At 69.7% G+C, this 12,767-nt stretch carries 13 protein-coding genes; 10 read left to right on the plus strand and 3 right to left on the minus strand.

All coding sequences use genetic code 11. The features are described from left to right. Positions 1-256: hypothetical protein (locus tag FFK22_RS43310; RefSeq protein ID WP_221938974.1), on the plus strand; the 256-nt coding region annotated here is incomplete at its 5' end. A 112-nt stretch (positions 257-368) separates the two neighbouring features. Here FFK22_RS43310 and FFK22_RS30430 read toward each other — a convergent pair. Continuing rightward, the gene (locus FFK22_RS30430; RefSeq protein ID WP_138888081.1) at positions 369-758 is read right to left on the minus strand and encodes a RidA family protein; all 390 of its coding nucleotides are present in this window, start codon (positions 756-758) and stop codon (positions 369-371) included. Positions 759-779: 21 nt separating this feature from the next. Then, on the minus strand, positions 780-1,664 hold the full coding sequence (locus FFK22_RS30435; protein WP_138888082.1) for a PhzF family phenazine biosynthesis protein: 885 nt from the start codon (positions 1,662-1,664) through the stop codon (positions 780-782). Between the two features lie 106 nt (positions 1,665-1,770). Between FFK22_RS30435 and FFK22_RS30440 the strand changes: the two genes are divergently transcribed. Together FFK22_RS30440 and FFK22_RS30445 are read left to right on the plus strand one after the other, a co-directional pair. After that, positions 1,771-2,718: a LysR substrate-binding domain-containing protein gene (locus FFK22_RS30440; protein WP_138888083.1), complete on the plus strand. Its 948-nt coding sequence runs from the start codon at positions 1,771-1,773 to the stop codon at positions 2,716-2,718. A 224-nt stretch (positions 2,719-2,942) separates the two neighbouring features. Continuing rightward, positions 2,943-3,707 (plus strand): response regulator, encoded by a 765-nt coding sequence (locus FFK22_RS30445; RefSeq protein WP_138888084.1) that lies wholly within the window; start codon positions 2,943-2,945, stop codon positions 3,705-3,707. On the opposite strand, the gene FFK22_RS30450 is transcribed toward FFK22_RS30445, so the two are convergent. Beyond that, positions 3,704-4,645, minus strand: a complete 942-nt coding sequence (locus tag FFK22_RS30450; RefSeq protein WP_138888085.1) for a ribose-phosphate pyrophosphokinase — start codon at positions 4,643-4,645, stop codon at positions 3,704-3,706. The two genes, FFK22_RS30445 and FFK22_RS30450, sit on opposite strands and share 4 nt — an antisense overlap. A gap of 350 nt (positions 4,646-4,995) precedes the next feature. Here FFK22_RS30450 and FFK22_RS30455 point away from each other — a divergent pair, with 350 nt between their 5' ends. The 7 genes from FFK22_RS30455 to FFK22_RS30485 all read left to right on the plus strand — a co-directional run bounded on the left by FFK22_RS30455 (position 4,996) and on the right by FFK22_RS30485 (position 12,518). Beyond that, the gene (locus tag FFK22_RS30455) at positions 4,996-5,412 is read left to right on the plus strand and encodes a cupin domain-containing protein (RefSeq protein ID WP_138888086.1); all 417 of its coding nucleotides are present in this window, start codon (positions 4,996-4,998) and stop codon (positions 5,410-5,412) included. A gap of 83 nt (positions 5,413-5,495) precedes the next feature. Beyond that, on the plus strand, positions 5,496-6,722 hold the full coding sequence (locus FFK22_RS30460) for an ROK family transcriptional regulator (protein ID WP_138888087.1): 1,227 nt from the start codon (positions 5,496-5,498) through the stop codon (positions 6,720-6,722). 315 nt (positions 6,723-7,037) lie between these two features. Next, positions 7,038-8,687 carry an ABC transporter substrate-binding protein gene (locus tag FFK22_RS30465; protein ID WP_138888088.1) on the plus strand — a complete coding sequence of 550 codons (1,650 nt, stop codon included), beginning with the start codon at positions 7,038-7,040 and terminating at the stop codon, positions 8,685-8,687. A 201-nt stretch (positions 8,688-8,888) separates the two neighbouring features. Then, positions 8,889-9,872 (plus strand): ABC transporter permease, encoded by a 984-nt coding sequence (locus tag FFK22_RS30470; protein WP_138888089.1) that lies wholly within the window; start codon positions 8,889-8,891, stop codon positions 9,870-9,872. Further along, positions 9,869-10,768, plus strand: coding sequence for an ABC transporter permease (locus tag FFK22_RS30475; RefSeq protein ID WP_138888090.1), 900 nt, complete (start codon positions 9,869-9,871; stop codon positions 10,766-10,768). Before FFK22_RS30470 ends, FFK22_RS30475 begins: the two co-directional genes overlap by 4 nt. Continuing rightward, positions 10,765-11,598, plus strand: a complete 834-nt coding sequence (locus FFK22_RS30480; RefSeq protein WP_138888091.1) for an ABC transporter ATP-binding protein — start codon at positions 10,765-10,767, stop codon at positions 11,596-11,598. The genes FFK22_RS30475 and FFK22_RS30480 overlap by 4 nt, the downstream gene beginning before the upstream one ends. Next, entirely contained in the window at positions 11,595-12,518 is a 924-nt protein-coding gene (locus tag FFK22_RS30485; RefSeq protein ID WP_138888092.1) for an ABC transporter ATP-binding protein, read from the plus strand. The genes FFK22_RS30480 and FFK22_RS30485 overlap by 4 nt, the downstream gene beginning before the upstream one ends. Positions 12,519-12,767: the final 249 nt, after the last annotated feature.

Consider the following 12,767-nt stretch of genomic DNA (forward strand, 5'->3'; position numbering starts at 1 on the left):
GATCCGCAAGAGCCGCGCCGCGGTGGCCATCATCGGCAACCGGATGCGGTCGCGCACCCGGGCGGCGGCACAGCTCGACACCTTCCTCGGCGGGCTGGGCCACACGGTGGTGTCGCGCATCCGCGACAGCACCGCTTATACCGAGGCTGCGATGGACGGCCTCAGCGTGTTCGACCTGCGCGGCCGCCGCGCCGAGGAGCTGCGCGAGGATTGGGCGCCGCTGCTGCACCATATCGAGCAGGCCGGCAACGGCTGACGGCTGGAGCCGGACAGTGAGGTGTTGCCTCTCCCGCGACCTTTCAAAAATAGGTGAAGCCGTTCCTCTTTTAGTCCCCCCTCCCCTTGCGGGAGGGGGGACTCTTTTCTGCTCACCCCTTGGCCGGCACTCGCGCGGTGGCTTCGATCTCGACCCGCATATGCGGCTGCACCAGCTGGGCGAAGATCGTGGTGTTGGCCGGGCGGGCGGCGTCGCAGTGGCGGCGGATGATCGGCACGATGCGCTCGAACTCGGCCTGGCTGGTGACGTAGATCACCACCCGCACCAGATGCTCCAGCCCCGCCCCGGCCTGGCCGAGCGCCCAGGCGATGTTGCGGAAGCAGTTCTCGCACTGGGTCTCGACATCCTCCGGGAAGGAGAAGTCCGCGGCATTGAAGCCGGTGGTGCCGGAGACGAAGATCCAGCCATCGGCCACCACGGCGCGGGCATAGCCGGCCCGGTCCTCATAGGGCGAGCCGGTGAAGATGCGGGTTCCGATCATGGTCTGTCCTTTCGATGAGCGTCAGAGATGCAGCGCGCCGCCGGCGACGGTGACGCAGCGGCCGCGCAGCTCGACCTTGCCGTCCGCCAGCCGCACCGCGATGCGGCTGGGCCGGCCGAGGGCGTGGCCCTGTTCGATCGCAACCTCGCCGGACGACGGCGCCAGGCCGCGCGAGGCCAGGTGCCAGGCCAGCGGGCCGGCGGCACTGCCGGTCGCCGGATCCTCCCACAGGCCGACGGTCGGGTTGAAGAACCGGGCATGGGCCGCGGCCGAGGGGTCGACCGGGTCGAGGCTGTAGAGATAGCAGCCCTGCGCCCCGGCCCGGCGCAGCTGCGCCAGCAGCCGGGCGGCGTCCGGCCCGGCCGCCGCCACCGCGGCGCGGTCGCGGGCGTGGACCATGAGATGCGGCGCGCCGGTCGAGACCGTGCGCGGGCCGGGCAGCAGGTCGTCGCCGCGCAGCCCCAGCGCCGCCGCCAGCGCCGCCGGGTCGGGGTGTTCCACCAGCGCCTGCGGCTCGCCTTGGGTCAGGCCGATCGCGGCGAGCCTGCCGCCCCGCGCCTCGACCGCGACCGGCAGGACCCGGCCGCCGAGCTGCTGCCGCAGCGCCAGGCCGTCGCCGAGCGGGCCGAGCCGCCCCGATTCCGCCAGCCACCACCAGGCGCCGAGCGAATTGTGGCCGGCGCCCGAGACCTCGGCCCCGGCCGGGGTGAAGGAGCGCAGCCGGGCCGCGGCGCCGGGCTCGGTCGGCGCCAGCAGGAAGGTGGTCTCGGACTGGTTGAGCTCGCGCGCGATCCGGCGCAGCAGGGCCTCGTCGAGCCCGTCCGCCGCCGGTACCACGGCCAGCGGATTGCCGGCCAGCGGCTCGTCGGCGAAGACGTCGACCAGATGGAACGGGACGGTGGTCATGACGCGGCCTGCCTTTGAATTGATCTCAGGATCCGGCGGCATCATTTCGTTGCAATGCCCGCCGATCCAAGCGAGAACTCCTCAACGGTATTGAGGAAATCTCAACATGCCCCTGCCCTCCCTCAACGCGCTGCAGGCGGCCGAGGCGGTGGGCCGGCTCGGCTCGTTGTCCCGCGCCGCGGCGGCGCTGGGCGTGACCCCGAGTGCCGTCAGCCACCGGCTACGCGGGCTGGAGCAGCAGCTGGGCCTCGGCCTGTTCGAGCGCAGCGAGGCCGGGCTGACCCCGACCGCGGCCGGACGGCGCCTGCTGCCGGGGTTGAGCGAAGGCTTCCAGCGCATCGCCGCGGCGGTGGCCGAGGCGACGGCGCAGGAGCGCGGCACCGTGACCGTCACCTGCGGCCTGGCCTTCGCCGCGAAATGGCTGGTGCCGCGGCTGGTCGGGCTGGCCGCGCGCCACCCGGAGCTGGAGGTGCGGCTGGTCACCACCAGCCGGCTGGTCGAGTTCGACCGCGAGGACATCGACCTCGGCATCCGCTTCGGCCGTGGCCGCTGGCCCGGCCTGAAGGCGCAGCTGGTGGCGCCGCAGCCGCTGGTCCCGGTCGCCAGCCCGGCGATCGCCGCCGCCCTGGCCGATCCGGAGCGGACGGCCACGGTGCCGCTGATCGAGGACGAGCAGAGCCTGTTCGGCTGGGATGCCTGGGCGGCAGCCGGCGGGCCGGCGGCCCTCGCGGTCCATCCGCGCCGGCGCTTCCCCGACGCGTCGCTGGCGGTCGAGGCGGCCCTGGCCGGCCACGGCGTCTGGCTGGCCTGGCCGCTGCTGGTCGACGAGGCGCTGCAATCCGGCCGGCTGGTCCGCGCCTTTCCCGACCGCATCGATGCCGGCCTCGGCTATTGGCTGGTCTCCACCCCCGCCCGCTGGCGCCGCCCCGAAGCCGCCCGGTTCCGCGGCTGGATCACAAGCATGCTCGGCGACGAGCGCGACGCCGCCGGGCCGAGGGACGCGCCTACCCGTTGTTCGGCCGTCAGGAATTCTGATGCCGGATATCCGGGGTAGCGCGGATCTGTCGAACAAACCACCCAGGCTAGGCGAGCGGCTCAGCGCTCCGCAGACGATGGGCCGACACCGGGCTGCAGCGCGGCAGATCGACCATGCCGTCCGGCATGGCCGGTGGTGCGACAAACGCGGCCGGTAACCTCCGCCCCCAGTGCGGCCGAACGGCAGGCGCCGGTCGCCTGAGGGCGGGCCGGCCGAGTCCGGAGTGTGGAGCGTCTCCGATCATGAGCAATGATTTCCCGGCGACCAGGGCGGCAGCGGCCCTGGCGAGTTCCGGGCGGGACCAGCAGATCCTGGTCATCAAAGGCGATCCGGTGAATGTCGACTCGATCGCCGGTTACCTCGACCGCTACGGATTTCAGGTCAGGACGAAATCGAACCCGCAGGACGGGCTTCGCGACCTGGCCGCCAGGGCGCCGGACCTGGTGATCCTGGACCTGCATCTCGGCCGGGCCGAAGGGTTGGAGACGCTGCAGGCGATCCGATCGCAATCCGACGTGCCGGTGATCATCATCACCGACACCCGGGACGACGAGCTCGACCGCGTCCTGAGCCTGGAGCTCGGCGCCGATGATTGCGTCACCAGGCCCGTCGGGCTGCGCGAGCTGGTGGCCCGGATGCGGGCCGTGCTGCGGCGGCGGCAATCCGTCGCCGGCCCAGGGCAGGACCGCGGCCGCTGCCGCTTCGGCGGCTGGGTGCTGGACCGCCGCCGCCGCAGCCTGACCGATCCGGCCGGGTCTCCGGTCGGCCTGTCGAAGGGCGAATATGCGCTGCTGGTCGCCTTCCTCGAGGCGCCCCGGAGGCCGCTCTCCCGCGTGCATCTGCTGCAGGCCACGCGCCTGCATGAGGATATCTTCGACCGGTCGATCGACGTGCAGGTGCTGCGGCTGCGGCGGAAGCTGGAGACGGACCCGGGCGCGCCGCGAATGATCCGGACCGAACGCGGCGTCGGCTACAGCTTCACCCTGCCGGTCGAGCATCTCTCCTAGTCGTGAAACAGTTCGCTGACGGACTCTCCCGCGTGGATCCGGCGCATCGCCTCGGCCAAAGCGGGGGCGATGGAGAGGACCACGAGCTTCGGATGATGTTCGGCGCCGTCCACCGGAATGGTGTTGGTGCAGACGATCTCCAGCACGTCGTCCTGGGCGCCCAGCCGTTCCAGCGCGCCGCCGCAGAACAGCCCGTGCGTGCAGGCCACGCGGATCGACCGCGCGCCCTGGCGGCGGAGATGACCCAGCAGCTCCAGCACCGTGCTGCCCTTGGCGATCTCGTCATCGATGACGATCACGTCCTTGCCGCGCACCTCGCCGATGACGGTGCTGATCTCGACGCGGTCGTTCTCGTAGCGCTGCTTGGCCCCCATGGCGACGCCGGCGCCCAGCCTGCGCGCAAAGGCGGAGGCCTCCTTCGCATAGCCGAGATCCGGCGAAACCACGACGGCGTTGGACAGGTCGTGCCGGCGGAAGTGGCCGGCGAGCTCGCCGAGGGCATGGAGATGGTCCACCGGCACGCTGAAGAAGCCATGCACCTGGGGCGAATGCAGCGCGACCGTCAGGACCCGGTCGGCCCCCGCCGCGGTCAGCAGATCCGCCACCAGCCGGCCGCCGATCGAGATGCGCGGTGCATCCTTCTTGTCCGATCGGGCATAGGCGTAGTGCGGGATGACCACGGTGATCCGCGAGGCCGAAGCGCCGCGGGCCGCATTGATCATCAGGAGCAGCTCGACCAGATGCTCCTGGACCGGAGGGTTGAGCGGCTGGACCAGGAAGACGTCGCGTTCGCGGCAATTCGCCTGCAACTGGACCTGCAGGCAGTCATTGGCGAAGCGCTGCACCCTGGACGGCTGGAGCGGCACGCCGAGCGCGGCGCTGATCTCCGCTGCCAGGCCGGGATGCGCGGTTCCGGAGAAGACAGTCAGATCCGCCATTGGTCCCCCTGGACGCCCGGGTCTTCGGAACGGCGCCACGCTAGAAGCGACTAGAGGCCTTGTCCACGAACCGGCCTTGCCCCCGGACGCGCATCGGCGATGCGGCAATCGCGCAGGAGGAGAGAGCCTTCATGACGGTATCTATCGTGTTTGGCTGACCCGTCGCGGCGAGCCCGAAAAGGTGCCATCGGCACCGGACCTGGATGGCTGTGTCGGCTTCACCTGCGGCAGACACTGCGCCGACGCCACCTACACCTCGGGATAGGCGAAACTGGACCCGCACCCAAATCGACCGGCGCGGGCGGCGGGATTAGCGTTTGCGGCAACGACCCCCTGAAGGACATCCCGCCATGAAGCACGCCATTCTCGCGGCCCTCCTCGTCGCCATCCCCGCCGCTCCGGTCTTCGCCGAGGGTTCGGGCTCGAAGAACGCCAGGGTCACGCTGGTCTATGAGCACGCCTTGCCGGACGTGCCGGGCAAGAGCGTCAAGGGCGTTCTGGTCGAATACGGGCCGGGCGGCTATTCGCCCGCGCACACCCATCCCAAATCGGCGCTGATCTACGCCACGGTGCTGGAAGGCGCCGTCAAGATCCAGGTGAACCAGGGGCCGGTGCGCATCTACAAGGCCGGCGAGAACTTCACCGAGATGCCCGGCGACCATCACGGCGTCAGCGCCAATGCCAGCGAGACCGAGCCGTCCAAGCTGCTCGCGATGTTCGTGGTCAATTCGGACGAGACCGAGCTGGTGACCCCGGACGCGAAATGACATCGCCGTGCGGCCGCACACCCCGCGCTTGCCAGATCGGAAGCATTAAATCTAAATGATTGAGCAACTGGTCGGGACAAGCGATGCAGGAGGTCGCCGCCGCACGCCGCGCGGGCGCCAATCTGGAGGGGGCGAGCGCGCATAACCGCCGCGTCGTGTTCGACCTGCTGCGCCTGTCCGGGCCGCTGTCGCGGGCCGAGCTGGCACGGCGCACCGGCCTGTCGTCGCAGACCGTGTCCAACATCATCGAGGATTTCGCCACGGCCGGGCTGGTCGAGACCGGCGATCGCGTCGCCGGCCGCCGCGGCCAGCCGCCGACGCCCTACCGCATCCGGCCCGGCGGCGGCTACGCCATCGGCCTGCATCTCGACCATCACGAGGTCCGCGGCGTGGTCTCCGATCTGTCCGGCACGCCGCAGCGCCGGGCCAGGCGCTGGCTGCATGCCGGCGACGCCGCGACGCGCGAGGCGACGCTGGCCGAGCTGGTGGACGAGCTGGGCCGCGACCTGGCCGCGATCGACGCCACCGCGCCCGACCGGCTGCTCGGCATCGGCCTGGCCATGCCCGGCCCCTTCGACACCCCCCTGCCCTCGGTCGCCGGCCGGCCCGCCGCCTGGATCGAATCGGCAAACGACTATGTCGCCGATCTGACCGAACGCACCGGCCTGGTGGTGACGCTGGAGAATGATGCGCGCATGGCCGCGATCGGCGAGCGCATGGTCGGCGCCGCCCGCGGGCTGGACAATTTCGTGCAGCTGTTCATCGGCCAGGGGCTGGGCGCCGCGATCGTGATCGAGGGCGAGGTGATCCGCGGCGCCGCCCGCAACGCCGGCGAGATCGGCACGCTGCCGGCGGCGATGTTCGGCGGCCCGCCGCCGCCCGGGATGCCCGGCGCGTCGCTGGAGGAGCTGGTGTCGCTGACCGCAATCGCCCGCCATCTCGGCCTCGACCCGGACATGACCGACCTGCACGACCGGCTGGAGGGCATCCGCAAGCGCGACGAGCCGGCGCTGGCGCAGTGGATCGGGATGGCCGCCGGCCGGCTGCGCGCCGCGGTGCATCTGGTCGAGACGCTGTTCGACCCGGAGGCGATCCTGCTGGGCGGCCAGTTCTCCGAGCCGCTGCTGGCCCGGCTGGGCGCGGCGATGGAACCGCTGCTGCCGTCCCTCGCCGACCGGCCGGGGCGGTCGCATCCGCGCATCATCATCGGCACCGCCGGCCCGTGGGCGGTCGCCATCGGCGCCGCCACCGAGCCGATCGCGCGGACCTGGGCGCCCCGCTTCCAGGCGCTGCTGAATCCAGTGGTCTAGCAGGGCTCGACTCCACGTTTCACAGACCAGAAGCGTTCCGCATTTCTGTCATTGCCCGGCTTGACCGGGCAATCCAGGGGCCACCGAGAGCTGTTTTGAAAGCCCTGGATCCTCGGGTCCAGCCCGAGGATGACAATTTTCTTTCACAGCACCACTCATCGGAAACGCACATATGTCGCCCGCAACGTGAGTTTGCCGTCCTGAGTGGTCTAGTCCACTCTTGACAAGCGGTTTGGGCTGGGGCCACGATTAATTCGAAATGAATGAAGAAAAGCCCAAAGCGGTCGGGACCACATTTGCCGGAGGGAGGCAAAAATGCAGTTCTGGAAGACCACGATCCTCGCCGCCCTGACGCTCGGGGCGCCGGCCACGGCCGTCGCCGAGACCGTGCTGACGCTCCACATGGAGGAGCAGAGCGCCTGGGTGCGCAACTTCAACCCGTTCAACCTCGGCTCGCGCCGCGCCAGCACCATCGACCTGATCTACGAGCCGCTGGTGATCTTCAACCCGATGGAGGGCGGCAAGCCCTATTACCGGCTGGCCACGGGCTTCACCTTCTCCGACGACCTGAAGGCGATCACCTACACGCTGCGTGACGGGGTGAAATGGTCCGACGGCCAGCCCTTCACCGCCGAGGACGTCAAGTATTCGATCGAGCTGGCGCGCGGCAACCCGGCGGTCGACGCCTATGGCATGGCCGATGCGGTGGAGTCGGTCGAGGCCGTCGACCCGCACACGGTGACGGTCCATCTGAAGGGCGTGGATTCGACCTTCCCCGAGACCTTCAGCGACGCGCCGATCGTGCCGAAGCATGTCTGGTCGGCGATCCCGGACCCGATCGCCACCGCCAACGAGACCCCGGTCGGCACCGGCCCGATGACCGAGATCCGGCGCTTCACCACCCAGGTCTATGAGCAGTGCCGCAACCCGAACTACTGGGATGCCGCTTCGCTGAAGGTCGACTGCCTGAAATTCCCGCAGATCGCCGGCAACGACCAGACCCTGGCGATCGCGCAGAGCGGCGAACTCGACTGGTTCGGCTCGTTCCTGCCGGACATCGAGAAGACCTATGTCGCCTCCGATCCGGCCAACCACCATTACTGGCAGCCGCCGGCCGAGACCGTGTCGCTGATGTTCAACCTGAAGACCGAGAACGCGGGCAACCGCGAGGCGTTCAACGACCTGGCCTTCCGCCAGGCCGTCAGCCTGGCGATGGACCGGGACTCGATGGTCACCGTCGCCGGCTACGGCTATCCGACGGCCAATGCCCATGCCAGCGGCTTGCCGCCGCGCTTCGAGGTCTGGCGCAGCAAGACCGATTCGGCGCAGTGGGACGCCTTCATGGGCTATGACGTCGAGAAGGCGAAGGCGCTGCTCGACAAGGCCGGCTACAAGCCGGGGGCGGACGGGATGCGCACGACGCCCTCGGGCAAGCCGATCTCGTTCAAGATCCTGGTGCCGAACGGCTGGAGCGACTGGATCGACGACAGCCAGATCGCGATCGAGGGGCTGCGCGCCATCGGCATCGACGCCGGGGTCGAGACGCCGGAGCTGGAGCAGCGGACCACGGCGATGCTGGCGGGCAGCTTCGACGCCGGTCTGGGCTCGACGCTGGACGGGGCGACGCCGTTCAAGTTCTACAACGACACCTACAATTCGAAGAGCGGCGGCCGGGTCGAGGGCGGGTCGGCGCGCTACAGCAACCCGGATCTGGACGCGGCGCTGGCGGCGTTCCGCGCCACCACCGACAGCGCCAAACAGCATGAGCTGATGGGCAAGGTGCAGGACATCGTCTCCGCCGACCTGCCGGTGATTCCGCTGTTCAACAACCCGACCTGGTACCAGTACTCGACCAAGCGCTTCACCGGCTGGGCGACGCCGGAGAAGCCCTTCGCGGTGCCGGAAGACCATGACGGCGTGCACACCCGCATCCTGCACCTGCTGGCCCTGCGCCCGGTGCAGTAACTGAGGGGCCGGTGCCGCCCCCTCACCCGAAATCGCCAACGCGATTTCGACCTCTCCCCGAGGAGAGGTGAACATTCCCTCTCCTCGGGGAGAGGGAGGGGCCTGGCGCCGAAGGCGACGGGAGGGTGAGGGGGTGTCACGCCGGCAGATGACAAGACGACCCGTCCAGCGCAGCCTTGATCCGACCGGCTGGGAGGCCGCATGCGCGTTCCGTATCGACGCCTGCTGATCTATGCCATCGCCTTCGCGGTCGCGATCGTGATGAACTTCCTGCTGCCGCGGCTGATGCCGGGCAGCCCGGTCGAGGCGATGATCGCCCAGTTCGGCAAGCGCGCCACCCCGGCGATGATCGAGGCGATCAAGATGCGCTTCGGCCAGGGCGACGCCACGCTGCTGGAGCAGTTCTGGGACTATCTGAAGGGCATCGCCAGCCTCGATCTCGGTATCTCGACCAAATACTACCCGCAGACCGTGCTGGAGGTGCTGGGCCGGTCGATCGGCTGGACCCTGCTGCTGGTGACGACATCGATCGTGTTCAGCTTCGCCCTGGGCAGCCTGCTGGGCACCATCGCCGCCTGGCGCCGCGGCAGCCGCTTCGACGGGGTGATGTCGCCGCTGGCGGTGGTGCTGCTGGCGCTGCCGCCGGTGGTGATCGCGGTCAGCGCCCTGTTCCTGTTCGCCGTCAGCCTGCGCTGGCTGCCGCTGGGCTATGCCTGGGACCCGGCGCTGGACCCCGAGCTGTCGCTCGCCTTCCTCGGCAGCGTCGCGTGGCACGCCATCCTGCCGGTCGCCACCCTGTCGCTGTTCCTGGTCGGCAACTTCCAGGCGACCATGCGCAACAGCATGATTTCGGTGATCGGCGAGGATTACGTCACCATGGCGCGCGCCAAAGGGCTGGGCGAGAGCGCCGTGATGTTCAGCTACGCCGCCCGCAACGCGGTGCTGCCGAACCTGACCAACCTGGCGCTGGCGCTGGGCAGCGTGTTCGGCGGGTCGGTCGTCACCGAGATCGTGTTCAACTATCCAGGGCTGGGCCTGACCCTGTTCCAGGCCGCGATCTCGCGCGACTACCCGGTGATCCAGGGCCAGCTACTGATCATGACGCTGGCGACCCTGCTGGCCAATCTGGCGGTCGACATCGTCTATCTGTGGCTCGACCCGCGGCTGAGGGACCAGGCGGCATGATCGGGCTGTTGCACACCCTCTGGCGCCGGAAGCTGGTGACGATCGGCCTGGCCATCGTCCTGGCCTTCGTCGTAATCGCCCTGCTGGCGCCGGTGATCGCGCCCTATGATCCGGTCGCCCGCGTCGGCCGGCCGCATGAGGCGCCCAGCGCCGAGCACCTGCTGGGCACCACCCGGGTCGGCCGCGACGTGTTGAGCCAGATGATCTGGGGCGCCCGCACCTCGCTCGTCGTCGGCCTCGTCGGCGGCCTGGTGATCACCGTGCTGGGCACCGCGATCGGGCTGATCGGCGGCTATCGCGGCGGCAAGGTCGACGAGGTGCTGGACCTGGCCACCAACGTCGTGCTGGTGATCCCGAACCTGCCGCTGCTGATCGTGCTGGCCGCCTTCCTCGGCAATGCCGGCACCGGCGCCATCGTCGCCATCGTGGCCCTGACCTCCTGGCCCTGGGGCGCGCGGGTGACGCGGGCCCAGACCCTGACCTTGCGGCACCGCGAGTTCGTCCTCGCCGCCCGGCTGGTGGGCGAGCCGACCTGGCGCATCGTCGGGGTCGAGATCCTGCCCAACCTGGCCTCGATCATCGGCATCAACCTGGTCGGCAGCATCATCTACGCCGTGATCGCCCAGGTGACGCTGGAGTATCTCGGCTTCGGCGACCCGCTCAGCGTCTCCTGGGGCCGGATGCTGTACAACGCCCAGAACTCGTCCGCGATCACGGTCGGGGCGTGGTGGGACATCCTCACCCCCTGTGCCGCCATCGCGCTCCTGGGCCTCGGCCTGGCCCTGATCAACTTCACGCTGGACGAGGTGGCGAACCCGCAGCTGCGCTCCGGCCCCGCCCTGACCCGCTGGCTGCGCCTGGTCGACCGGCGCCGGCGCGAGAGGAAGCCGGCATGAGCGAGCCGCTGCTGCAGGTGCGCGACCTGGTGATCGAATACCTGCTCGACCGCGGGTCCTTCGTCGCGGTCGACCGGGTGTCCTTCGAGATCGGGCGCGGCGAGATCTTCGGCCTGGCCGGCGAATCCGGCTGCGGCAAGAGCACCATCGCCTATGCCATCACCCGGTTGCCGCGGCCGCCGGCCTGGATCCGGCAGGGCGAGATCCGCTTCGACGGCACCGACCTGATGACGCTGGACGAGCCGGCGCTGCGGCGGCTGCGCTGGCGCCGCATCGGCATGGTGTTCCAGAGCGCGATGAACTCGCTGAACCCGCTGCTGCGGGTCGAGCGCCAGTTCTTCGACGTGCTGCACCGGCACACCGGCTGCAGCCGGGCGGAGGGGCGGGCCAAGGCCGAGGCGATGCTGCGGCTGGTCGGCATCGACCCGAAGCGGGTCGGCGACTATCCGCACCAGTTCTCCGGCGGCATGCGCCAGCGCCTGGTGATCGCCATCTGCCTGGCGCTGGAGCCCGACCTGATCATCATGGACGAGCCGACCACGGCGCTGGACGTCGTGGTCCAGCGCGAGATCCTGCAGCAGATCTGCGAGCTGCAGGAGCGGCTGGGCTTCTCGGTCCTGTTCATCACCCACGACCTGCACCTGATGTCGCAATTCTGCGACCGCATCGCGGTGATGCTGACCGGGCGGATCGTCGAGCAGGGTCCGGTCGACCAGATCACCCGGGCACCGCAGCACGACTACACCCGCCGGCTGTGGGAAGCGATCCCGCGCCTGCCGGCGGCCGCCGGCGTCGAGGCCGAGCCGGCCCGCGAGAGGATCCGGACATGACCGCCCCTCCGCTGATCGAGCTCGAAGGCGTCGCCATGCGCTTCGGCGCCGGCGACCACATGGTGACGGCGCTGCGCGACGTCTCCTTCCAGCTGCGGCCGGGCCGGGCGATCGCGCTGGTCGGCGAATCCGGCTGCGGCAAGACCACCTGCGCCCGGCTGATCGCCGGCCTGTACCGGCCGACCGAGGGCCAGGTGAGGTTCCGCGGCCGCGACGTGACCGGGCAGGCCGGGCGGGCGGGCGAGCTGGCCTATCGCCGCGCCGTGCAGATGATCTTCCAGGACCCGTTCGCCTCGCTGAACCCGGTGTTCAACGTCGCCCATCATCTGTCGCGGCCGGTCAAGCTGCACGGCCATGCCGCCGCGGCCAGGGCGGTGGAGGCGCGGGTGGCGGAGCTGCTGCGCTGGGTCGGGCTCGACCCCGACGTCACTGCGATCAAATACCCGCACCAGCTGAGCGGCGGCCAGCGCCAGCGGGTCAACATCGCCCGCGCTTTGGCGGTGGAGCCGGAGATCCTGGTGGCGGACGAGCCGACCTCGATGCTCGACGTCTCGATCCGCCTCGACATCCTGCACCTCTTGGCCGAGACCAAGGCGGCGCGCGGCCTGGCCATGCTGTACATCACCCACGACATCGCCACCGCGGCGCATGTCGCCGAGGAGGTGGTGGTGATGTTCGCCGGCCAGATGGTGGAATGGGGCGACGCCGCCGCGGTCACCGGGGCGCCGCAGCACCCCTATACCCGCCTGCTGCTGTCGGCCGTGCCGGACCCGGATGTCCGGCTGCGCGGCCAGGGCAGTCGCGCCTTCCAGGCGAAGGCAGAGGCAATCCGTGCCGCCAGCCGTCCGGCCAGCGACGAGATCCTGGCGCTCGGCCCGAACCATTTCATGCGCGCGGTGCCGGAGCTGCGGCTGCGATAGTCTTTCCGGACGAGGCTCATAGCCGGATAGTGGGTGCCACAAAGCTGGCGAGGCCGATTTCTTCCTCTTTGATAATCTTCACACCTATGAGATAATTACTCAAAATTTACGAAAGATAGATCGAAACAAACAATCTCGATCTGACGTGCTCCACCGGGGCCCCTTGCGGGTTCGGAAGTTACTGAGATTTTCGCTCAGTCGGGGGGTATCCTTGGCTTACGCCGCCCTTATCAGATGGGTCGAACGGGC

Source organism: Mycobacterium sp. KBS0706 (assembly GCF_005938675.2).
GTDB lineage: Bacteria > Pseudomonadota > Alphaproteobacteria > DSM-16000 > Inquilinaceae > Inquilinus.

Coding starts and splice junctions, on each gene's coding strand:
- FFK22_RS30440 (WP_138888083.1), top strand. CDS start 1,771: ATGCCCCTGCCCTCCCTCAACGCGCTGCAGGCGGCCGAGGCGGTGGGC.
- FFK22_RS30445 (WP_138888084.1), top strand. CDS start 2,943: ATGAGCAATGATTTCCCGGCGACCAGGGCGGCAGCGGCCCTGGCGAGT.
- FFK22_RS30455 (WP_138888086.1), top strand. CDS start 4,996: ATGAAGCACGCCATTCTCGCGGCCCTCCTCGTCGCCATCCCCGCCGCT.
- FFK22_RS30485 (WP_138888092.1), top strand. CDS start 11,595: ATGACCGCCCCTCCGCTGATCGAGCTCGAAGGCGTCGCCATGCGCTTC.
- FFK22_RS30430 (WP_138888081.1), bottom strand. CDS start 758: ATGATCGGAACCCGCATCTTCACCGGCTCGCCCTATGAGGACCGGGCC.
- FFK22_RS30470 (WP_138888089.1), top strand. CDS start 8,889: ATGCGCGTTCCGTATCGACGCCTGCTGATCTATGCCATCGCCTTCGCG.
- FFK22_RS30475 (WP_138888090.1), top strand. CDS start 9,869: ATGATCGGGCTGTTGCACACCCTCTGGCGCCGGAAGCTGGTGACGATC.
- FFK22_RS30480 (WP_138888091.1), top strand. CDS start 10,765: ATGAGCGAGCCGCTGCTGCAGGTGCGCGACCTGGTGATCGAATACCTG.
- FFK22_RS30460 (WP_138888087.1), top strand. CDS start 5,496: ATGCAGGAGGTCGCCGCCGCACGCCGCGCGGGCGCCAATCTGGAGGGG.
- FFK22_RS30450 (WP_138888085.1), bottom strand. CDS start 4,645: ATGGCGGATCTGACTGTCTTCTCCGGAACCGCGCATCCCGGCCTGGCA.
- FFK22_RS30435 (WP_138888082.1), bottom strand. CDS start 1,664: ATGACCACCGTCCCGTTCCATCTGGTCGACGTCTTCGCCGACGAGCCG.
- FFK22_RS30465 (WP_138888088.1), top strand. CDS start 7,038: ATGCAGTTCTGGAAGACCACGATCCTCGCCGCCCTGACGCTCGGGGCG.